Annotated in this window: 4 protein-coding genes; 3 read left to right on the plus strand and 1 reads right to left on the minus strand. The window is 73.4% G+C overall.

The features are described from left to right. Positions 1-150 precede the first annotated feature (150 nt). On the plus strand, positions 151-22218 hold the full coding sequence (locus HFP48_RS14455) for a non-ribosomal peptide synthetase (RefSeq protein ID WP_246872422.1): 22068 nt from the start codon (positions 151-153) through the stop codon (positions 22216-22218). Between the two features lie 213 nt (positions 22219-22431). Here HFP48_RS14455 and HFP48_RS14460 read toward each other — a convergent pair whose 3' ends face one another. Further along, entirely contained in the window at positions 22432-22785 is a 354-nt protein-coding gene (locus HFP48_RS14460; protein ID WP_029543805.1) for a VOC family protein, read from the minus strand. A 221-nt stretch (positions 22786-23006) separates the two neighbouring features. Between HFP48_RS14460 and HFP48_RS32165 the strand changes: the two genes are divergently transcribed. Both HFP48_RS32165 and HFP48_RS14470 read left to right on the plus strand, forming a co-directional pair. Next, on the plus strand, positions 23007-23375 hold the full coding sequence (locus HFP48_RS32165) for an HNH endonuclease (protein WP_029543807.1): 369 nt from the start codon (positions 23007-23009) through the stop codon (positions 23373-23375). Positions 23376-23888: 513 nt separating this feature from the next. Further along, positions 23889-24305: a Zn-ribbon domain-containing OB-fold protein gene (locus tag HFP48_RS14470; RefSeq protein WP_168579675.1), complete on the plus strand. Its 417-nt coding sequence runs from the start codon at positions 23889-23891 to the stop codon at positions 24303-24305. Positions 24306-24335: the final 30 nt, after the last annotated feature.

Consider the following 24335-nt stretch of genomic DNA (forward strand, 5'->3'; position numbering starts at 1 on the left):
CTTGAGGGAGCGCTCCTGTCACATATTCGAGGGCGCGGACGATCGAAGGGGAAAGAGCTACAGCCACGTCGATCCGACCGAGGGGTTTTCCTGCACGGTGCCGGGGGGTGCCAGGACATCACTGGAATCACTTTCGTGAAGGGGAGTTCGTTGCAAGAGCGGCTGCACATTCCGCCCGGGGCCTTCCCGTTGTCCTCTGCCCAGCGCTCGATCTGGTTCGCACAACAGCTGGCACCCGAGGTGCCCGTCTGCATCGCCCAGTACGTCGACCTGCCCGGGGACCTCGATCTGGATCTGCTGCGCGAGGCCGCGCACGAGGCCGCTCGCGAGTTCCAGTCGCCGTACCTGCGGGTCGTCGAGGTCGACGGTGAGCCGTACCAGTACGTCGATCCCGACCTCGACCTCAGCGACATCCCGCTGCTGGACTTCTCCGATGCGCCCGATCCGATGGCCACGGCGCAGCAGTGGATGAACACCGATTACGCCACCCCGGTCGATCTGGCCGACGACTCGCTGGTGAACATGACGATCCTGCGGATCGGTGAGCGACGGCACCTGTGGTACAGCCGGATCCACCACGTCGCCCTCGACGGCTTCGGTGCCATGACGATGGTCAACCGGATCGCCGCGCTGTACTCGGCGGCCCACGAGGACCGCGTCCCCGAGCCACCCACCGCCGCCGACCTGCACGACCTCTACCAGTCGGATCTCGACTACCGCGGTTCGAACCGGTACGCGAGCGACCGGGACTACTGGATCGGGCGGGTCGCCGGGCTCGAGGATGGATCGACCCTGGCGCGGCGGGCGGTGCCGACCGCCGCGCGCAGCACCCTCGAGAGTGTCACCCTGCCCGACGACCTGGTCGCCCGGTTGACCGACGCCGATGCCACGAGCGGATCCTCGGCCGCCGCGACGGTGGTCGCGGCGGCCGCGTGCTATCTCTCCCGGCTGACCGGCCGCGCCGACGTGATGCTCAATCTGCCGGTGTTCGCGCGCACCACCGCGGCGGCGAAACGCTCCGGCGGCATGCTCGTCAACACCGCACCGCTGCACATCCGTCTCGAGGACGACGACACCCGCGCCGACCTGGTGCAGCGGGCCCAGCTGGAACTGACCGGTGCGCTGCGCCACCAGCGGTTCAGCCTCGAGGACCTCCGCCGCGAGACCGGCACCGCCGGCCGGGCCCACAGCTACGGCGGACCGATGATCAACGTGATGCTCTTCCGGCAGGAGATCACCCTCGGCCCGGTCCGCGGCGAGTTTCACATCATGACCTCGGGTCCGGTCGACGACCTGCTGGTCAACATCTACCAGAGCGGCACCCCCGCGCGGACGTTCCTCGACTTCCGCGGCAACCCCAACCAGTACGAGCCGGACGAGCTGCGCGCACACCACGGCAGCTTCGTCGAATTGCTCGCCGAGTTCCTGCGGGCCGACCCGGACACGCCGGTCGCCCGCATCCACCACGCGACCGCCGCCGTCGCCGAGCGCCTGCGGCGCGATGCCGACGTCGAGCGGTTCTGGCGTGCCGCCCTGGCGGGGGCGCCCGAGCACCTCGAGCTGCCTGCCGACCGCCGCCGCACCGGCCCGCGCGCCCCCACCGCCGCCCACCTCGAGGTGCCGGTCCCCGCCGCGCTCGGGGACCGGGGCACCGAGCTCGCCCGGCGTCACGGCGCCACCTCCACCGAACTACTGCACGCCGCCGTCGCGGTGCTCGTCGGCCGGCTCACCGCCGGCACCGACACTCTCGTCGGCGTCCCCGGCCCCGCCGGGGCGCTGCCGCTGCGGGTGCAGTTCGACGAGAGCGAGCCGTTCGCCGCGCTCCTCGGCCGGGTCACGGCGATACACGCCGCCGCGACCGCCCACGCCGACGTGCCGGCGGACCGGCTCGCCCGAACCTTCGACGGGCAGCACGTGCCGATCCTGCCGGTGCTGCTCGACAGCGGCGAGCCCGCCGGGGGCGGCGGGCTCCTCGCACACGCCGAAGTCGCGGTGCACACCGCGACCGGCCCCGAGGGCACCCGCCTGAGGTGTACGTACGCCGCCGACCTCTTCGACGCCGATACGGTGCGATCGTTCTGCGAACGTTTGCTGCGGATCCTCGACGCCGTCACCGCCGACCCGACGGCACCGATCGGGGACGTCGACATCGTCTTCCCCGACGAAGCCGCGGAGCTGAGCCCGGTCCGCGGACTGCCCGGCTCGTCCCCACAGCTGTGGCCCGAGATCCTCGCCTCCGTGGCCGCGCACGTGCCCGACGCGACGGCCCTGGAATTCGAGGGCCGCACGATGACGTACGGGGAGCTCGACGCCTGGTCCAACCGGGTCGCCCGGGTGCTGATCGACGCCGGCGCCGGCCCGGAGACGTTCGTTGCCCTCGGCATCGCCCGGTCCCTCGAATCCGTGGCCGCGATCTGGGCGGTGGCCAAGTCCGGCGCCGCGTACATGCCGGTCGACCCCGCCTACCCGGCCGAGCGGATCGAGTACATGCTCGCCGACTCCGGGGCCGTCCTCGGCGTGACCACCACCGCCCACCGCGACGGCTTGCCCGCCGACGTGCCGTGGCTGGTGCTCGACGACGCGGAGTTCGTCGCGGCGCTGGACTCGGTCTCCGACGGGCCGCTGTCGGACCTCGACCGTCACGGCGCGCTGCATTTCGACCATCCCGCCTACCTGATCTACACCTCCGGGTCCACCGGCCGCCCGAAGGGCGTGGTGGTGCCGCACCGCGGGCTGGCGAACCTGTGCGCCGAACTGCACGGCCGGCACAGCCCCACCCCGCACTCGCGGGTCTCGCACTTCTCGTCCCCGAGCTTCGACGCCTCGGTGTACGAGTACATGACCGCGTTCGCGATCGGCGCCACCCTCGTCGTGGTGCCCCCGACGATCTACGGCGGCGAGGAACTGGCCCGCTTCTTCCGCGAGCAGCGCATCACCCACGCCTTCTCCACCCCCGCGGCGCTGGCCTCCGTCGATCCGGAGGGCGTCGCCGCCGAGTCGGTCACCGTCGCCGGCGACGCGTGCCCGCCCGAACTCGTCGCCCGCTGGTCCCGGGGCCGGCGGATGTTCAACGCGTACGGCCCCACCGAGTGCACGATCGTCGTCAACATCTGCGGTCCGCTCGCGCCGGCCCCCACGATCCCGATCGGCACCCCCGTGCGCGGCACGCACGAGGTCGTCCTGGACTCCCGGCTGCGGCCGGTGCCGATCGGCGTCGCCGGCGAGCTGTACATTGCCGGCCCGGGTATCACCCGCGGCTACCGCGGCAAGCCCGGGCTCAGCGCCGGCCGGTTCGTCGCCGACCCGTTCGGCGCGCCGGGGGAGCGGATGTACCGCACCGGCGACGTGGTGCGCTGGCGGCGCGACGGCGCCCTCGAATACCTCGGCCGGTCCGACTTCCAGGTCAAGGTCCGCGGCTTCCGCATCGAACTCGGCGAGATCGACGCGGTTCTGACCGCCCACGAGGACGTCACGTTCGCGGTGACGATCGGGCACACCGCCCCGTCCGGCGACACCGTGCTGGTGTCCTACGTGCTGCCCGCGACCGGGCGCACCGCCGAACCCGCCACCCTCACCGCGCACCTGTCGCGGAGCCTGCCGGCGCACATGGTGCCCACGGCGATCGTCGTCCTCGACGAGATCCCGCTCACCCCGGTCGGCAAGCTCGACCGCCGCGCCCTGCCCGTGCCCGTGTTCGCGGCGGACGGCACCACCTACGTCGCGCCGTCCACCGACGCCGAGAGGACGGTGGCGCAGGTGTTCGCCGAGCTCCTCGGCGTCGACCGCGTCGGTCTCGACGACAGCTTCTTCGACCTCGGCGGAAACTCGCTGATCGCCACCCGTGTCGTCGCCCGCATCAACGCCGCCCTCGGCACCGACCTGGGGGTCCGGGCACTGTTCGAGGCCCCCACGGTGCGGACCCTCGCCGCCCTCACCGCCGACGTCGGCACGGGCACCCGGGTGCCGCTGGTCGCCGGGCCCCGTCCGGGGGTGCTGCCGGTCTCCGCGGCCCAGCAGCGGATGTGGTTCGTCAACCAGCTCGACACCGCCTCGCCGGCCTACAACATCCCGATGGCGATCCGGCTGCGCGGCCGGCTCGACCGGGACGCGCTCGCCACCGCCGTCACCGATGTGCTCGCCCGCCACGAGGCGCTGCGCACCGAGTTCCCGGCCACGGCCGACGGTCCCGTCCAGCGGATCCGCCCGGTCGAGCAGGTGCGCCTCGATCTCACCGCGACGACCGTCGCCGCCGACGAGCTGCCGCAGCGTCTGGCCGCCGAGGTCACGGCCGGGTTCGACGTGGCGGTGCAGGTGCCGGTGCGGGCGCGGTTGTTCGCGCTCGGCGACGGGGAGCACGTGCTGGTGTTCGTGGTGCATCACATCGCGGCGGACGGGGCGTCGATGGCGCCGCTGGCCCGGGATCTGATGACCGCGTACGCCGCCCGCACCGGCGGCCGCGCCCCCGACTGGACGCCCCTGGAGGTGCAGTACGCCGACTACGCGCTGTGGCAGCGGCAGGTCCTCGGCGATCCGGCCGACCCGGATTCGCTCGCCGCCGCCCAGCTGCGGTACTGGCGCGAAACCCTTTCCGGCGCACCGGAAGTGCTGGCGTTGCCCACCGACCGGCCCCGCCCGCCGCAGCAGTCGTTCCGCGGCGCCACCGTCCGCTTCGAGGTCGGCGCCGAACTGTACCGGGCGGTCGGCGACCTGGCCCGCACGCACGGCGCCACCCCGTTCATCACGGTGCACGCGGCCCTGGCGGTGCTGCTGGCCCGGCTCTCGGGCAGCGACGACGTCACCGTCGGCACCCCGGTCTCCGGTCGCGGCGACCGCGCCCTCGACGATCTGGTCGGCATGTTCGTCAACACCGTCGTCCTGCGCACCCCCGTCACCGCACAGCACACCTTCGCCGAGCACCTGACCCGCATCCGCGACCGCGACGTCGACGCCCTCGCCCACGCCGACCTGCCGTTCGACGCCCTCGTCGACGCCGTCACCGACCACCGATCCGAGGCCTACGCGCCCCTGTTCCAGGTGATGCTGGCCTTCCAGAACACCGAGTCCGCCCACTTGCGGCTGCCCGACCTGACCGTCGACGTCTCCGAAATCGACACCGGCACCACCAAATTCGACCTGCACCTGATGCTGGCCGAGGTCCCCGGCGACGACGGCGCCCCCGCCGCCCTCACCGGCGCCCTGTCCTACGCGACCGACCTGTTCGACGCTGGCACCGTCACCGCCCTCGCCGACCGCTTCGTGCGGCTGCTCACCGCCGTGACCACCACCCCGCACGTGCCCGTCGGCGACCTCGACCTGCTCGAGCCGGGCGAACGCGAGCTGATCCTGCGGCGCTGGAACGCCACCGACGCCCCCCGCGGCCCGCACACCCTCGCCGACCTGTTCGCCCGGCAGGCCGCCCGCACCCCCGACGCCGTCGCCGTCGTCTTCGGCGACGAGGCCCTGACCTACGCCGAGTTCGATGCCCGCACCAACCGGCTCGCCCGGCGGCTGATCGCCGAGGGCGTCGGCCCGGACCGCCTCGTCGGGCTCGCGATGCGCCGCTCGATCGAGCTGCTCGTCGGGATGTACGCGGTGATCAAGGCCGGCGGCGCCTACCTGCCGCTCGACCCCGACCACCCCGCCGACCGGCTCGAATACGTTCTGGGCAACGCCCGTCCGGTGTGCGTGCTCACCACCGCCGCCGACCGGACGGCGCTGCCCACCCCGGCCCCGATCCTCGAGGTCGATCGCCTCGACCGGACCGGCGCCTCCGACGCCCCCGTCGCCCCGGAGGAGCGCGCCGCCCCGCTGACGGGGGACCACCTCGCCTACGTGCTGTACACCTCCGGCTCCACCGGCCGGCCCAAGGGTGTCGCGGTCGCTCACGCCGCGATCGTCAACCGGTTGCGGTGGATGCAGCACGCCTACCCGCTCACCGCCGAGGACACCGTCCTGCAGAAGACACCGTTCACGTTCGACGTGTCGGTGTGGGAGTTCTTCTGGCCGCTGCAGACCGGGGCGCGCCTCGTCGTCGCCGCACCCGACGGGCACCGCGATCCCGCCTACCTCACCGCCGTCGTCGAGCAGCAGCACGTCACCGTGGCGCACTTCGTGCCGTCCATGCTCGCGGTGTTCGTCGCCGCCACCGACCCGGCCCGCTGCACGTCGCTGCGGTTGCTGTTCTGCAGCGGCGAGGCGCTGCCCCCGGCCACGGTCGCCGCCGCCCACGCCGCGTTCCCCGCCGCGGACCTGCACAACCTGTACGGGCCCACCGAGGCCGCCGTCGACGTCACGTTCTGGGCCTGCACCGACGACGACGTCGACGTCGTCCCGATCGGCGCCCCGGTGTGGAACACCCGCGTCCACGTCCTCGATGCGCGGCTGCACCCGGTTCCCGTCGGCGCCGTGGGGGAGCTGTACCTGTCCGGCATCCAGCTCGCCCGCGGCTATGTCGGGCGCGGCGACCTGACCGCCGACCGGTTCGTCGCCGATCCGTTCGGTCCGTCCGGCACCCGCATGTACCGCACCGGCGACCTCGTGTCCTGGCGCCGCGACGGCAATCTGATCTACCTGGGCCGCACCGATTTCCAAGTCAAGCTCCGGGGCCTGCGGATCGAGCTCGGTGAGATCGAGCAGGCGTTGCTCGCCGACCCGGCCGTCGCGCAGGCCGCGGTCGTGGTGCACCGGCACCCCGCCGGCGCCGCCGACGGCTCCGACGGGGTGCTCGTCGCGTACGTCGTGCCCGAACCCGGCCGAAACAGCGATACAGCGGCGAGCCGCGCATCCGATACCGCGGCGAGCCGCGCATTCGATACCGCGGCCCTGCTCGGGGCCGCCGCGGCCCGGCTGCCCGGCTACATGGTGCCCGCCCACGTCGTCGTCCTCGACCGGTTCCCGCTCAACCCCAACGGCAAGCTCGACCGCAAGGCACTGCCCGCCCCGGACCTCACGGCCGTGCGTGCGGCGGAGCACGTCGCGCCGCGCACCCCGGTCGAGCAGGTCCTGGCCGAGGTCTTCGCCGGCCTGCTCGGGGTGGAGCGTCTCGGCGTGCACGACAGCTTCCTGGATCTGGGCGGCAACTCGCTGCTGGCCATGCGGCTGGCCGCGCGGATCGCCGCGGCGACCGGCACCGACGTGGGCGTGCGTGATCTGTTCGACGCGCCCACCGTCGCCGCCCTCGCCGAGCGGCTCCGCGACCGCGATGCCGCGGCGCGGCCCGCGCTGACCGCCGCCGCGACCCGGCCCCCCACGATCCCGCTGTCGCCGGCCCAGCAGCGCATGTGGTTCATCAACCAGTTCGACACGACCTCCCCGGCCTACAACATCGCCGTCGCGCTGCGTCTGACCGGGGAGCTGGACCTCGCGGCGCTGCGGGCCGCTGCCGCCGATGTCGCCGCGCGCCACGAGACGCTGCGCACCCGCTACCCGCTCACCGACGACGGCCCGATCCAGGTCGTGCTGCCGGTCGCGGTGGCGCAGCCCGACTTCACCGTCACCCGCGTCGAGACCGAGGACACGGTGCCCGCGCACATCGACCGGATCGTCGGCGCCGGGTTCGACGTCGCCACCGAGGTGCCGGTGCGGATCCGGCTGCTCACCCTCGCCGACACCGACCACGTGCTGGTCCTGGTCGTGCACCATATCGCCGCCGACGGGTTCTCGATGGGACCGCTGGGCCGGGATCTGATGACCGCGTACGCCGCCCGCGCCGGTGGTCACGCCCCCGACCGGTCGCCGCTGCCGGTGCAGTACGCCGACTACACGCTGTGGCAGCACACCGTGCTGGGCGACGAGTCCGATCCCGCCTCCACCGCCGCCCGGCAGCTCGCGTTCTGGCACGACGCGCTGGCCGGGGCGCCGGAACTGCTCGAGCTGCCGTGGGACCGGCCCCGCCCGGTGCAGCAGTCCGGGCGCGGTGCCCGCGTGGCGTTCGAGATCGACGCCGACACCCACCGCGGCATGCTCGCGCTGGCCCGCGAGCACGACGCGTCGTTGTTCATGGTCGTGCATGCGGCGCTGGCGGTGCTGCTGGCCCGGCTGTCCACCAGCGACGACATCGTGGTCGGCACCCCCGTCGCCGGGCGCGGTGACCGCGCCCTCGACGATCTGGTCGGCATGTTCGTCAACACCGTGGTGCTGCGGGCCCGGGTGGACGAACGCGAACGGTTCGACTCCCTGTTGCGGCGGGTCCGTTCGGCGGACCTGGCGGCGTTCGGCCAGGCCGACGTCCCGTTCGAGCGGCTCGTCGAGGCCCTCGACCCGCCCCGGTCGACGTCCTACCCCCCGCTGTTCCAGGTGCTGCTCGAGTTCCAGGACATCGAGCGCCCCGAGATCGCGCTGCCGGGGGCGACGGCGCGGGTGCTCGACCTCGATCCCGGCCTGTCGCCGTTCGACCTGCAGCTGTCGATCGCCGAGCGGCCCGGCGGCGGATCCGGCGTGCGGGCGGCGTTCACCTACGCCACCGACCTGTTCGACACGGACACGGTCGCCTCGTTCGCGGACCGGTTCGTGCGGATCCTCGACGCGGTCACCGCGGATGCGTCCGTGACGGTGGGGGACGTGGAGATCGTCACCCCGCGTGAGCTCGCCACCCTGGCCCCGGCGCGGGGCCGGCCCGCGGTTTCCCCGCAGCTGTGGCCCGAACTGCTGTCGTCGGTGGCGGCGATCGTGCCGGAGGCGGTCGCCCTGTCCTTCGAAGGCCGCACCGTCACCTACGGTGAGCTCGACGCCTGGTCCAACCGGCTCGCCCGCGTCCTCACGAGCCACGGGGTCGGACCGGAATCCTTTGTTGCCCTGGGAATTTCGCGTTCGATCGAGTCGGTCGCGGCGGTGTGGGCGGTGACCAAGTCCGGGGCGGCGTTCGTCCCCGTCGACCCCGGCTACCCGCCCGAGCGGATCGCCTACATGCTCGACGACTGCCGGGCCACCCTCGGCCTGACCACCACCGCCCACCGCGACGTGTGGCCCGCGGACGCGGTGTCGTGGCTGCTGCTCGACGACCCCGGCCTGCGCCGCCGCCTCGACGACGTCTCGCCCGCCCCGGTCACCGACGACGACCGCCGCACCCCGCTACGGTACGACCATCCGGCATACCTGATCTACACTTCCGGCTCGACCGGCCGCCCGAAGGGCGTCGTCGTCACCCACCGCGGCCTGACCAACCTCAACGCCGAAGTGCGCGAACACTTCTCGATCACCCATCGGGCCCGCGTCTCGCACCTGGCGTCGCCGAGCTTCGACGCGTCCCTCTTCGAGCTGACCAAGGCGTTCTGCGCCGGCGCCACCCTCGTCATCGTGCCGCCCAGCGTCTACGGCGGCGAGGAACTCGCCCGCATCCTGCGCGAGGAACGCATCACCCACGCGTTCGTCACCCCCACCGCCCTCGCGTCGCTCGATCCCGCGGGCCTCGACGAGCTGCGCGTGCTCGTCGTCGCCGGGGAGGCCTGCCCGCCGGAACTGGTCGACCGCTGGGCGCCGGGCCGCCACATGTACAACGGCTACGGCCCGTCCGAGGCCACCATCGAGACCAGCGTCAGCCCCGACATGCGCCCGGACACCACCGTCACCGTCGGTGGCCCCGCCATCGGCTTCCACGAGGTCGTCCTCGACGAACGGCTGCGGCCCGTCCCCATCGGGGTCGCCGGCGAGCTCTACATCGCCGGCGCCGGCCTGGCCCGCGGCTACCACCGCCGACCCGAGCTCACCGCGTCCCGGTTCGTCGCCGACCCGTTCGGGGCGCCGGGGGAGCGGATGTACCGCACCGGCGACGTGGTGCGCTGGCGCACCGACGGCACCGTGGAATACCTCGGCCGCTCCGACTTCCAGGTCAAGGTCCGCGGCTTCCGCATCGAACTCGGCGAGATCGACACCGCCCTCGCCGCTCACGACGACGTCGCCTTCGCGGTGACGATCGGGCACACCGCCCCGTCCGGCGACACCGCCCTGGTCGCCTACGTCCTGCCGGAGACCGGCCACCACGTCGATGCCGCCGCGCTGCGGGGGCACGTCGCCGGGCAGCTGCCGGCGCACATGGTGCCCGCCGCGATCGTCGTCCTCGACGAGATCCCGCTCACCCCGGTCGGCAAGCTCGACCGCCGCGCCCTGCCGGTACCCGACCTGTCGGCCACCGGCGAATACCGCGCCCCGGCCACCGACACCGAGGCCACCCTCGCCGACATCGTCGCCGAGGCCCTCGGCCACGAGAAGGTTTCCGTCGACGACAGCTTCTTCGACCTCGGCGGCAACTCGCTGATCGCCACCCGTGTCGTCGCCCGCATCAACGCCGCCCTCGGCACCGACGCCGGCGTGCGGGTGCTGTTCGAGGCCCCGACCGTGCGGACCCTCGCCGCCCGCATCCTCGACGACCACGCCGGTGGCACCCGCGTCCCCCTCACCGCGGGCCCGCGCCCCGACCGGATCCCGCTGTCCCCACCCCAGCAGCGGATGTGGTTCGTCAACCAGTTCGACACCGCCTCGGCCGCCTACAACATCCCGATGGCGATCCGGCTGACCGGCCGCCTCGACCGGGCGGCGCTCACCGCCGCCGTGCACGACCTGATCACCCGCCACGAAACCCTGCGCACCTGGTACCCGAACGAGAACACCGGCCCGGTGCAGCTGGTCACCGACCCCGCCCAGGCCAGCCCCGACCTCGATCCGGTCCCGGTGTCCGAGGAGGAGCTGCCGCAGCGTCTGGCCGCCGAGGTCACGGCCGGGTTCGACGTGGCGGTGCAGGTGCCGGTGCGGGCGCGGTTGTTCGCGCTCGGCGACGGGGAGCACGTGCTGGTGTTCGTGGTGCATCACATCGCGGCGGACGGGGCGTCGATGGCGCCGCTGGCCCGGGATCTGATGACCGCGTACGCCGCCCGCACCCGGGGACAGGAGCCGGCGTGGGCGCCGCTGCCGGTGCAGTACGCCGACTACGCGCTGTGGCAGCGGCAGGTCCTCGGCGACCCGGCCGACCCGGATTCGCTCGCCGCCCGGCAGCTCGAGTTCTGGCGCACCGCCCTGGCCGACCTGCCCGAGGTCCTGCCCCTGCCCACCGACCGGCCCCGCCCGCCGCACCAGTCGTTCCGCGGCGCCACCGTCCGCTTCGACGTCGAGCCCGGGCTGCACCGCCGGCTCGCCGACCTCGCAGCCGCCCACGGCGCCACCGTGTTCATGGCCGTGCACGCCGCCCTCGCGGTGCTGCTGGCCCGGCTCTCGGGCACCGACGACATCGCCGTGGGCACCCCCATCGCCGGCCGCGGGCACCGTGCCCTCGACGATCTGGTCGGCATGTTCGTCAACACCCTGGTGCTGCGCACCCCCGTCGCCCCCGGCCTGCCGTTCGCCGATCACCTCGAACGCACCCGCGAGGTCGACCTCGCCGCCTTCGGGCACGCCGACCTGCCCTTCGAGAAGCTCGTCGACGCCCTCGCCCCCACCCGCGCCACCGACCACGCCCCGCTCGTGCAGGTGGTCCTCGAATTCCAGAACAACGAACGCGCCCACCTCGCCCTGCCCGACCTGACCGTCGACGCCCTCGACGCCGACGCCCCCGTCGCCAAGTTCGACCTGCAGCTGACCATGGGGGAGAACCCGGCCGCCGGCACCGACCCCGCCGGCATGACCGGGGCCTTCACCTACGCCACCGACCTGTTCGACGCCGACACCGTCACCGCGTTCGCCGACCGGTTCCTGCGGGTCCTCACCGCCGTCACCGCCGACCCCGCCCGACCCGTCGGCGACCTCGACCTGCTCGACCCCGCCGAACGGCCCGCCGCCGCGCGACGCCCCGACCCCGACCGGCACGCCGAGACCCTCCCCGCCCTCTTCGCGCGGTCCGTCGCCGCAGCACCCGACACCGTCGCGATCACCGCCCCCACCGACCCGGCCACCCCGGCGCTGACCTACCGCGAACTCGCCGCGCGGGCCCGTCGCCTCGCCCGCGCCCTGATCACGCACGGCGCCGGACCCGACCGGCTCGTCGCCGTCGCCGTGCCCCGCTCGACCGACCTGATCGTCACGCTGCTCGCCGTCCTCGAGACCGGCGCCGGATACCTGCCCGTCGACGTGTCCTACCCGCCGGAACGGCTCGCGTTCCTCTTCGCCGACGCCCGGCCGGTCTGCATCGTCACCACCGGCGCCGACGCCGCCACCCTGCCCGCGGGGGACGCCCCGGTGCTGCTGCTCGACACCCCGGACACCGCCGCCCGGCTCGCGGAACTGCCCGACGGCCCGCTCACCGACGCCGACCGGCTCGGTGCGCTGCACCCCGACCACACCGCCTACGTCATCTACACCTCCGGCTCGACCGGCCGCCCCAAGGGCGTCGTCGTCCCGCACCGCAACGTCGTCACCCTCCTCGCCGAAACCCACGACCGGTTCGGATTCGACGAGCACGACGTGTGGACCATGTTCCACTCGTACGCCTTCGACTTCTCGGTGTGGGAACTGTGGGGCGCACTCGCCTACGGCGGCCGCCTCGTCGTCGTCGACCACCACACCGCCCGCTCCCCGGAGGCATTCCTCGACCTGCTGCGCCGCGAGCACGTCACCGTGCTCAACCAGACACCCACCGCGTTCTACCAGCTGATCGAGGCCGACCGCGCCGCCGGCGAGCACACCCTGTCGCTGCGCTACGTCGTCTTCGGCGGCGAAGCCCTCGACCTCGCCCAGCTCGAACGCTGGTACCGCCGCCACCCGGACACCGCGCCGGTGCTGGTGAACATGTACGGCATCACCGAGACCACCGTGCACGTGACCTTGCAGCCGCTGGACCGGCAGTTCGCCGCGACCGCCTCGGCCAGCGTCATCGGCGACGCCATTCCCGGCCTGACGGTGCACGTCCTCGACCGGCGGCTGCACCCGGTGCCGGCCGGCGTGATCGGCGAGATGTACGTCTCCGGCGGGCAGGCCGCCCGCGGCTATCTCGGCCGCCCCGCCCTGACTGCCGCGCGCTTCGTCGCCGACCCGTTCGGCGGGCCCGGCGCCCGCCTGTACCGCACCGGCGACCTCGCCCGCCGGCGCCGCGACGGCCGGCTCGAATACGTCGGCCGCAGCGACTTCCAGGTGCAGCTGCACGGTTTCCGCATCGAGCTGGGGGAGGTGGAGGCGGCGCTGCTGCGCTGCCCCGGCGTCGCCCGCGCCGTCGTGGTGGTCCACCGCGACGACCGCGCCGCCGACCGCCTCGTCGGGTACGTGGTTCCGGAGACCGCCGCGACCGTGGATGTGGCCGCCACGCTGAACCGGGTCGCCGGTGACCTCGCCGCCTACATGGTCCCGGCCACTCTCGTCGTCCTCGACACCCTGCCGGTCACGGCCACCGGCAAGCTCGACCGCAAGGCCCTGCCCGACCCCGACTTCGGGGCGCTGGCCACCGAGACCCGTGCCCCCGCCGGCCACCTCGAAAAGCAGCTCGTCGAGCTGTTCGCGCAGGTCCTCGGCCTCGAGACGGTCGGAGTGGACGACTCGTTCTTCGCGCTCGGCGGCGACAGCATCATGTCCATCCAGCTGGTCTCGCGCGCCCGGGCCGCCGGGATCGAGCTGACCCCTCGGGATGTGTTCGAACGCAAGACCCCCGCCGCGCTCGCCGCCGTCGCCACCCTCGGCGACGGCCCGGCCGTCCTCGCCGAACTGCCCGGCCGCGGCGTCGGCCCCGTGCCCCTGACCCCGATCGTGCGGTGGATGCTCGAACGCGGCGGCAGCATCGACCGCTACTCCCAGGCCGCGCTGCTGCGGCTGCCCGCCGGCCTGGACCGCGTCACCCTCGCGGCCACGCTGCAGACGGTGCTGGACCGACACGACATGCTCCGCGCCCGCCTCGTCCCCGACGTGGACGACCCCGCCGGGGTCGGCCTGCAGGTCCGCGGTCCCGGCGCGGTCACCGCCGACACGCTCATCCACCGCGTCCCCGTCACCACCGCCGCCGACACCGACGACTTCTTTGCCCTCGCCGCCGCCGAACTCGACGCCGCCGCCGACCGGCTCGACACCGCCGCCGGAATCCTGCTGCAGGCGGTGTGGTTCGACGCCGCCGCCGGCTCCGGGCGTCTGCTGCTGGTCGTACACCACCTCGCCGTCGACGGCGTGTCCTGGCGCATCCTCGTTCCCGACCTCGCGGCCGCGTGGGCCGCCGCCCTCCACGGCACCGCGGTCGAGGAGCCCCCCGCCGGCACCTCCGTGCGGCGCTGGGCGCACGCCCTCGTCGAGGCCGCGCACCGGTCCGACCGCGTCGCCGAACTCGACCGCTGGACCGCGATCCTCGACGGTGACGACCCGCTGCTCGGGGACCGTCCCCTCGACCCGGTCGTCGACACCAACGCCACGGTCCGCACCGTCTCCACCGACCTGCCCGCCGACGTCACCGCCGCGCTGCTGACCGCGGTGCCCGGCGCCTTCCACGGCACCGTCAACGACGGCCTGCTCACCGCCCTGGCACTGGCGGTCACCGCCTGGCGCCGCGACCACGGCACCGACGTGGACGACGTGCTGGTCGGCCTCGAGGGACACGGCCGGGAGACCGCCGTCGCCCCGGGCGCGGACCTGTCCCACACCGTCGGCTGGTTCACCACCATCCATCCGGTCCGGCTCGACCTGAGCGGTGTCGACCTGCCGGACGCGCTGCGCGGCGGCGACGCCGCCGGTGCCGCGATCAAGGCCGTGAAGGAACAGCTCGCCGCCGTCCCCGACCACGGCCTCGGGTTCGGCCTGCTGCGCTACCTCAACGCCGGCACCGCCGTCCGGCTGCGGACCCGCCCCGCCCCGCAGATCAGCTTCAACTACCTCGGCCGCCTCACCCCGGCCCTCACCGAAGCGGACACCCCGTGGCTGCCGGTCGACGCCTTCGACCGCGGCGGCGCCCAGAGCCCGGACATGCCGGCCGCCGCCGCCGTCGACATCAACGCCGTCACCGTGCCCACCCCCGACGGGCCGGTGCTGCGCGCCACCTTCTCCTACCCGCAGCACCTGCTCGCCGACGCCGACGTCGTCGCCCTCACCGACCGGTGGGCGGCCGCGGCCGCCGCCCTGGCCCGGCATGCCCGCGACCCGAACGCCGGCGGCCTGACCCCGTCCGACGTGCCCCTCGTCGCCCTCGACCAGCCCACCCTCGACCGCCTCGAACGCCACTACCGGGCGGCCGGGCACGACACCGGCCTGGCCACCGTGTGGCCCGTCGCCCCGCTGCAGGCCGGGTTGCTGTTCCACGCCCTGCTTTCCGCGCAGTCCGCCGACGCCTACGTCGTGCAACTCGTCCTCGACCTGCACGGCACCGTCGACCCGGACCGGCTGCGCCGCGCCGCGCAACTGCTGCTCGACCGGCACCCCAACCTGCGGGCCGCGTTCGCCGACGACGGCTCCGGCGGCTTCGTCCAGGTCGTCCCCGCCCGCGTCGAACTGCCCTGGACGGTGCTGGACCTGACCGGCCTCGACGATCCGGACCGTCAGGCGGCGCGCCTGCTCGACGAGGACCGCCGCACCCGATTCGACACCGCCGTCGCCCCGCTGCTGCGCGCCACCCTCGTCCGGGTCGCCGCCGACCGGTACCGGCTGGCCCTGACCAATCACCACATCCTGCTCGACGGCTGGTCCACGCCGCTGCTGGTCAAGGACCTGCTGCTGCTGTACGCCACCGACGGCGACACCGCCGCCCTCGACCGGCCCCGCAGCTACGGCGACTATCTGCAGTGGCTGGCCGGGCAGGACCCCGACACCGCCGCGGACGCCTGGGCCCACACCCTCGCCGGTCTCGACGAGCCCACCCTGCTCGCCCCCGCGCACCGCCCCGGCCGCACCGCCGCGGTCTCGCAGGACCTCGACCTGGACCTGCCGTCCGGTCTCGCCGCGCGCCTCGACGCCGTCGCCACCGACCGCGGCGTGACCGTCAACACCGTGGTGCAGACCGCGTGGGCGCTCGTGCTCGGCGCGCTGACCGGCCGCCACGACGTCGTCTTCGGCGCCACCGTCTCCGGCCGGCCCCCACAGGTCGCCGGCATCGAGTCGATGGTCGGGCTGTTCATCAACACCGTCCCCGTCCGGGTCACCGTGCGGCCCGCCGAGACCCTCGGCGCCCTGCTCGACCGGGTGCAGGCCGAGCAGGCGGCCATGCTCGACCACCACCACATCGGTCTGAGCGCCATCGAACGCCGCGTCGGCGCCGCCGCCGGCTTCGACACCCTCACCGTGTTCGAGTCCTACCCGGTGGACCGGGCCGGGTTGACCGAGGACACCGACATCGCCGGGATGCGGGTGGCCGGCATCAGCGGCCACGACGCCGCGCACTACCCGCTGAGCATCGTCGCGCACCCGGCCGGCACCGGCGACACCGCGACCCTGCACCTGCGGCTGAAATACCTGCCCGAGGTGTTCGACCGCCCGGCCGTCGAGACCGTCGCCCGCCGCATCGAGCGGGCCCTGACCACCCTGGCCACCGATCTCGACGCCCTGGCCGCGGCCGTCGACGTGCTCCTCGACGACGAACGCGCCGTCCTCGCCCCGGTCCGCGGTCCCGCCGGCGGCACCACCCGCACCCTGCCGGAGCTGTTCACCGCGACCGCCGCCGCCCATCCGGACGCCGTCGCGATCGTCGACGGCGCCGCCCGGTGGACCTACCGCCGGCTCGACGAATGGTCCACCCGCGCCGCCCGCGTCCTGCTCGACCTCGGCGTGGGTCCGGAAACCTTCGTGGCCCTGGGGATTTCGCGATCGTTGCACTCGGTGGCCGCGATGTGGGCGGTCACCAAGACCGGCGCCGCGTTCGTGCCCGTCGACCCGAACTATCCCACCGACCGCATCGCCTTCATGCTCGCCGACAGCGGCGCCACCCTCGGCGTGACCACCGCCGCGCACCGCGACACGCTGCCGGACACCGCCCGCTGGCTCACCGTCGACACCGACGCCTTCGCCGCCCGGCTCGCCGACGCCTCGACCGACCCGATCGGCGACGCCGACCGCCGCAGCCCGCTGCGCCTGGACCACCCCGCCTACCTCATCTACACCTCCGGCTCCACCGGCCGCCCGAAGGGCGTGGTGACCACCCACCGCAGCCTCGAGAACTTCGCCCTCGACCAGCGCAGCCGGTTCGGCGCCGGCCCCGGCGCGACCGTCATGCACTTCTCCTCGCCGAGCTTCGACGCCTCGATCTTCGAATACCTGCTCGCGTTCGGTTCCGGTGCCACCCTGGCGGTCGTACCGCCCACCGTGTACGGCGGCGACGAACTCGCCCGCGTCCTACGCGCGCACGGCGTCACCCACGGCTTCATCACCCCCGCCGCCCTGGCCTCCCTGCCCCCCGACAACCTCGACGCCTTCGCCGAGCTCGCCGTCGGCGGCGAGGCATGGCCGTCGGAACTGCGCGACACCTGGGCGCCCGGCCGGCGCCTGGTCAACGCCTACGGCCCCACCGAAACCACGATCATGGCCGCCATCAGCGCCCCGATGACCGTCGCCGGCCCCATCACGCTCGGCGGCCCGCTGCGCGGCGTCCGCGCCCTCGTCCTCGACGCCGCCCTGCGCCCCGTGCCCACCGGCGTCGCGGGCGAGCTGTACCTCGGCGGCCTCGGCCTGGCCCGCGGCTACCACGCCCGCCCCGACCTGACGGCCGGCCGGTTCGTCGCGGATCCGTTCGGGGCGCCGGGGGAGCGGCTGTACCGCACCGGCGACGTGGTGCGCTGGACCGACGCCCTCGAACTCGCATACGTGGGCCGCTCCGACTTCCAGGTCAAGGTCCGCGGCTTCCGCATCGAACTCGGCGAGATCGACGCCGCGCTGTGCAGCCACCCGGGCGTCGCATTCGCCGCGACCCTCGGCCACACCGCCCCGTCGGGGGAGACCGTACTCGTCGCCTACGTCCTGCCCACCCCCGGACACGACATCGACGCCGACGCCCTGCGCGCGCACGTCGGCGACCGGCTGCCGGCGCACATGGTGCCCGCCGCGGTCGTCGTCCTCGACGAGATCCCCCTCACCCCGGTCGGCAAGCTCGACCGCCGCGCCCTGCCCGCACCGGACCTGTCCGGCGGCAACGGCGACTACGTCCCACCCGCCGACGCACTCGAAACCGCCGTCGCCGGGGTGTTCGCCGACGTCCTCGGCGTCGACCGGGTCTCGGTCACCGACAGCTTCTTCGACATCGGCGGCAACTCCCTCGTCGCGACCCGCGCCGCCTCCCGCCTCGGCGCCGCCCTCGGGGTCGACCTCGGGGTGCGGGCCCTGTTCGAGGCCCCCACCGTCCGCGCCCTCGCCGCCCGCCTCGCCGAAACCCCGGGCGCCGAACCCGCCATCGGCACCGGACCGGCCCGGCGCCCGCGTCCCGACCGCATCCCGCTGTCCCCGGCCCAGCAGCGCATGTGGTTCGTCAACCAGTTCGACACCAGCTCCCCGGCCTACAACATCCCGCTCGCGATCCGGCTGACCGGCCATCTGTCCGTCGCCGCGCTCGACACCGCCGTCCGCGACGTCCTGGCCCGGCACGAGAGCCTGCGTACCGTCTACCCGGCCGGCCCCACCGGGCCCGTGCAGCGGATCCTCGACGCCGACGACGTCGGCCTCACCGTCGACGTCGTGCCCGCCACCGAGGACACCGTCGTCGCCGCCGCCGGAGAGTTCGCCGCCACCGGATTCGACGTCACCGTCGACGTGCCGCTACGGGCGCGGGTGTACACCCTCGGCCGCGACGACCATCTCGCCGTCCTCGTCGTGCACCACATCGCCGCCGACGGCTTCTCCACCGCCCCCCTGGCCCGCGACCTGATGACCGCCTACCAAGCCCGCACCCGCGGCGACGCCCCCGCCTGGGCGCCGCTCGAGGTGCAGTACGCCGACTACACCCTCTGGCAGCTCGGCCGTCTCGGCGACGCCGACACCCCCGGCTCCCTCGCCGCCACCCAGCTCGACTACTGGCGCACCACCCTCGCCGGCCTGCCCGAGGTCCTCACCCTCCCCACCGACCGGCCGCGGCCCGCGCAACGGTCCTTCCGCGGCGACGTCGTCCGCTTCCCGATCGACGCCGCCCTGCACGACCGCCTGACCCGCCTCGCCCACGCCCACGGCGCCACCGTGTTCATGGCCGTGCACGCCGCCCTCGCGGTGCTGCTGGCCCGGCTCTCCGGCAGCGACGACATCGCCGTGGGCACCCCCATCGCCGGCCGCGGGCACCGTGCCCTCGACGACGTCGTCGGCATGTTCGTCAACACCCTCGTGCTGCGCACCCGCGTCCCCGGGCAGATCACCTACACCGACCTGCTCACCGACGTCACCACCACCGACCTCGACGCCTTCGCCCACGCCGACGTCCCCTTCGAACAGGTCGTCGACGCCGTCGACCCCGCCCGCTCCACCGCCCACGCGCCGCTGTTCCAGGTCTCCCTCGAATTCCAGAACACCGAACGCCCCCGCCTGGAACTGCCGCACCTGACCGTCACCGGCCTGCCCCTGGATCCGAAGGTGGCCAACTTCGACCTCGAACTGTTGCTCGGCGAGAACCACGACGACACCGGCGCCCCCACCGGCTTCGACGCCGCCCTCGTCTACGCCACCGACCTGTTCGACGCCGACACCGTCGCCGCCGTCGCCGACCGGTTCGTCCGCCTCCTCGACGCCGTCACCGGCGCCCCCGACACCCCCGTCGGCGACCTCGACCTCGTCACCGCCGACGAGACCCGCGCCCTGGTCCCCGCGCACGGCCCGCACACCCTCGGCACCCGGCTGTGGCCACAGATCCTCGCCGACGCCGTCGCCGTCGATCCCGACGCCCTCGCCGTCGTCGACGGGCCCCGCCGCGCCACCTACCGCGATCTCGACGCCCACTCGAGCCGCCTCGCCCGGATGCTCGTCGACTACGGCGTCGGCCCCGAGACCGTCGTCGCCCTCGGCCTGCCCCGCAGCCTCGACTCCGTGACCGCGCTGTGGGCCGTGACCAAGACCGGCGCCGCCTTCGTGCCCGTCGACCCGAGCTACCCCCGGGACCGCATCGAATACATGCTCGCCGACAGCGGCGCCGCCCTCGGCCTCACCGTCACCGCCCACCGCGACGGGCTGCCCGCCACCGTGCCGTGGTTCGCCCTCGACTCCGCCACCACCGTCGCCGAACTCGCGCCGTACCCGCCCGAACCCCCGACCGACACCGACCGCACCGCGCCCCTCGAACCCGACCATCCCGCCTACCTGATCTACACCTCCGGTTCGACCGGCCGGCCCAAGGGCGTCGTGCTCACCCACCGCGGCCTGTCCGACCTCGCCGTCGAGGAACACCTCCACCTCGACGTCCGGCCCGGCAGCCGCGTCTCGCACCTGGCCTCACCGAGCTTCGACGCCTCGGTGTTCGAACAGATGATGGCCCTCTCGGCCGGCGCCACCCTCGTGATCGTGCCCCCGACCGTGTACGGCGGCGACGAACTCGCCGACGTCCTGCACACCGAACAGGTCACCCACGCGTTCATCACGCCCACCGCGCTGGCCTCCCTCGACCCGGACGCCGTCGACAGCCTGGAGGTGCTCCTCGTCGCCGGCGAGGCGTGCCCACCCGAACTCGTCGCCCGCTGGGCCCCCGGCCGCCGCATGGTCGACGCCTACGGCCCCACCGAGGCGACCATCATGACCTCCATCAGCGACCCCCTGACGCCGGGCGAACCCGTCACCATCGGCCGGCCGACCCGCGCCTTCCACGCCGTCGTCCTCGACACCCGGCTGCGCCCCGTGCCCGTCGGCGTCGCCGGCGAACTGTACGTCGCCGGGCCGGGCCTCGCGCGCGGCTACCACGCCCGACCCGACCTGACCGCCGCGCGCTTCGTCGCCGACCCGTTCGGGATGCCGGGGGAGCGGATGTACCACACCGGCGACGTCGTGCGCTGGACCAAGGAGCACGACCTCGAGTACGTCGGCCGCTCCGACTTCCAGGTCAAGGTCCGCGGCTTCCGCATCGAACTCGCCGAGATCGACGCCGCACTCACCGGACACCGGGACGTGGCGTTCGCCCACACCATCGGCCACACCGCCCCGTCGGGGGAGACCGTCCTCGTCTCCTACGTGCTGCCCGCCCCCGGCGCCGCCCCCGGCCCCGCCGACATCAGAGAGCATGTGTCGCAACACCTTCCGGCGCACATGGTGCCCACGGCCGTGATCGTGCTCGACAGGATCCCGCTCACGCCCGCCGGCAAACTGGACCGGCGCGCCCTGCCGGAGCCGGACTTCTCGGCGCTCGGCGGCGCCTACCGCGCCCCGGCCACGGACCTCGAGCGCACCGTGGTGGGGGTGTTCGTCGAGCATCTCGGCCTCGACCGGGTCTCGGTCGACGACAACTTCTTCGACCTCGGCGGCACCTCGCTGCTCGCCACCCGGATGCTGCCGGCGCTCGGCGAACGTCTCGGCCGTCCGGTCCCGCTGCAATCGATCTTCGTCCATCCGACCCCCGCCGGCCTCGCCGCCCACCTCGGCGGCCCGCAGGAACGCACCGGCATCGACGAGGCCCTGCAGGTGCTCGTGCCGCTACGTGAAGGCACCGGCGCACCGCTGTTCTGCCTCCACCCGGCCGCCGGCCTGTCGTGGGCGTACGCGCCGCTCGCACAACGCATCGGCGGCGACCGGCCGGTCTACGGGCTGCAGCTGCCCACTCTCAGCGGCGGCCCCGCCCCGGAGTCCGTCACCGCGCTGGCCCAGCGGTACGTCGAGGAGATCCGGCGCATCCAGCCCCACGGCCCCTATCACCTGCTCGGCTGGTCGCTCGGCGGCGTCGTCGCCCACGCCGTCGCCGTGGACCTGCGCCGGGCGGGGGAGCGCGTGGACACCCTGGCCCTGCTCGACAGCCACCTCAGCGTCCGGGGCGCCGGGTCGGTCGGGGTCCGCGACATGCTCCGCGACCTCGGCGTGCCGGTCGACGCCGAGCAGGACCCGACCTACGACCAGGCGTCGGCGCTCCTCGACGCCGCGCTCGGCGGCGGCACCGGCCTGACCGCCGCGCACCTCGAGCGGATCCACCGCGGCTCGGCCGCCGCGTTGCGGGCCGCCCGCCGGCACACGCCCGCCACCTTCGACGGGGACGTGCTGTTCTTCACCGCCACCCGGTCCGCGGCGCCGGCGGTCGCGGCCTGGCACAACGTGGTGTCGGGGGAGATCCACCAGTACCGGATCGACTGCGACCACCACGAGATGGTGGCCCCGCACGCGGTCGAGGCGATCGTGCGGGTCCTGTCGGCGCGGCTGGCGGACACCGCGATCACCGGCGCGGGCCCGCGGGGCTGAGGCCACCGCCCGGCACATCGGGGCGGACCCCCGGTGCATAACGTCAGAAGGCGACCGCGCTCGCGCGGCCGCCACGTCCCGGCGATCTCGCCCTCGATGAGCACTGCGCGCGGCCCTGACGAGCTGCCGCCGGCCCCTCCGGTCACATATCCGATCCGGCGCGTCGACCCAGAACAGGTCGGCACGCGGCTGGGACGTGGGGTCAGCGACCGATCACCGCCCGAGCGGGCTGTAGAAGACCAACCCGTTGCCCTTGTTGTCGTACACCACGGCGCGGCGCTCGTGCGCGTCGTCGTACGGGCCCTTCACAATGCCGCCGCCGGCTTCTTCGATGGCCTTCGCGGCGGCGTCCACGTCGGCGGTCTTGATGCCGACGACCACCTGGCCGTGGATCGGATGGTCGATTGCGGTCGCGAGTGCGAGGGTGACCCCGCCACCGTCGAGGGCCGCGAAATGAGCGCCGTCGCGGAACTTCAACGCCATGCCCAGGGTCTCGTTGTAGAACTTGATCGACTCGTCGAGATCGTCGGTCGACAGCACGATCATCTTCACTTCATGGCCGCTCACGAAAGTCCTCCTTCGGCGAATGTCCGGAAAGCCTAACGGGATCGACACCAGGGCAGCGAGAGTCGATCGTCCCTTCGAGCGCCGCCGGTCGACCCCCACTCCCAGTCCAATTTTGTCACAGTGACGTATCAGGGTCGATGATATTTTTCCGTGTGGCGCGAGGGGAGGGGAGGCGGTTCGAGCCCCGCGGTGTCGGCAGCGCCGCTGGTTACCATCGACGAGTGGACCGTGCCGCCCGACTCGTGCTCGCTGTCGACCGTCAGGGCGGCCGATGCCTGTGGTGCGGCAGACGGTTCGGGCCCCTGGTACCACCGACCACCGAACACCTCGTGCCGCGCGTCAAAGGCGGTCCCAGCATCGCCGCCAACGAGGCTGCCGCGTGCCCGCGGTGCAACGCGGATCGCGGACACATGGGCCCGATCGACTGGCTCGCACAGTGCCGACACCGACACGGATGGACCCCTCAGGCGAGTCTGCTGGCAACGCTGCTGAACGAGTTGAACCTCGAATTCGACAGCGCGGGTGGACATCGCCGCGCCAAGCGCTACCTGTCCGGCCAGCTGCGGCGTTGCCGACCCGGCGACCGCTGAGGGACGCTGACCGGGATTCACCCCAGCAATCGTCACTGTGACGAATTCCTTCGCGAGAGGCCCGCAGGGGGGCGAGGGCACGCCACGCCGGAGCACGTGGTCGATTGCTGATCCCGGGGTGGCATCCGGCCGCTCGGCGGCAGGCATGTCCGGGCTCTGGGCGGCGCGGTTCGGCAGCGAGCCCGCGATACAAAGTGCCCGACGTTGCGCCGCGACGCCGAAAGCCGAGCAGATGAACGTCGTCACGACGGGCAGGCCCGCGACATCCTCGACACCCGACCGGATCCCGCGTCGGCGAAAAGGCTGGTCACGGCCGGTACCCGTATTGCCGATAATCCACATTATGTCAACTAATGGACTGGAGACCTCCCCGGCCGGGCGTGGGACGGCAGGCAGGACCCAATGAACTTCCGACTCTTATATTCGAGAATATTGTTTCCGTTTTGTGCAATCGTCATGCTACCTTGACCGGTGAGGACCGAAGTACAGGCATCGGACAACGGAGGACGGCTCATGGCGAAGGCGCTCGCGCCCGACGTTTCAACCTGGCCCGCGGAGAACCCGCAACTGATCGGCACCCGCTGCGGCGAGTGCGGGGCGACGACGTGGCCCCGGCAGTCGCGGTGCCCGCGGTGCAGCGGCCCGGACATGTCCGAGCTGCTGCTTCCGCGTCGCGGCACGCTCGTCGCCTGGACGACCCAGGGCTTCGTGCCGAAGCAGCCGTACGCCGGCAACGAGACCGCCGAGTCCTTCACGCCGTTCGCTTTCGGTCTCGTCCAGCTCGACGACGTGGTGCGCGTGGAGGCGCGACTGACCGAGAGCGACCCGGAGAAGCTGCGCCCCGGCATGGAGCTCGAACTCACCTTCGTCCGCTTCTACGGCGACGAGGACGGGACGGACATCGTCACGTGGGCGTTCGCGCCGATCTGACCAGCAAACACCCGATCGAGGAGTCCTTGA

It is taken from the genome of Rhodococcus sp. DMU1, from assembly GCF_012272955.1.
In the GTDB taxonomy this organism is placed as follows: Bacteria; Actinomycetota; Actinomycetes; order Mycobacteriales; family Mycobacteriaceae; genus Rhodococcus; species Rhodococcus aetherivorans.

Coding starts and splice junctions, on each gene's coding strand:
- HFP48_RS14470 (WP_168579675.1), top strand. CDS start 23,889: ATGGCGAAGGCGCTCGCGCCCGACGTTTCAACCTGGCCCGCGGAGAAC.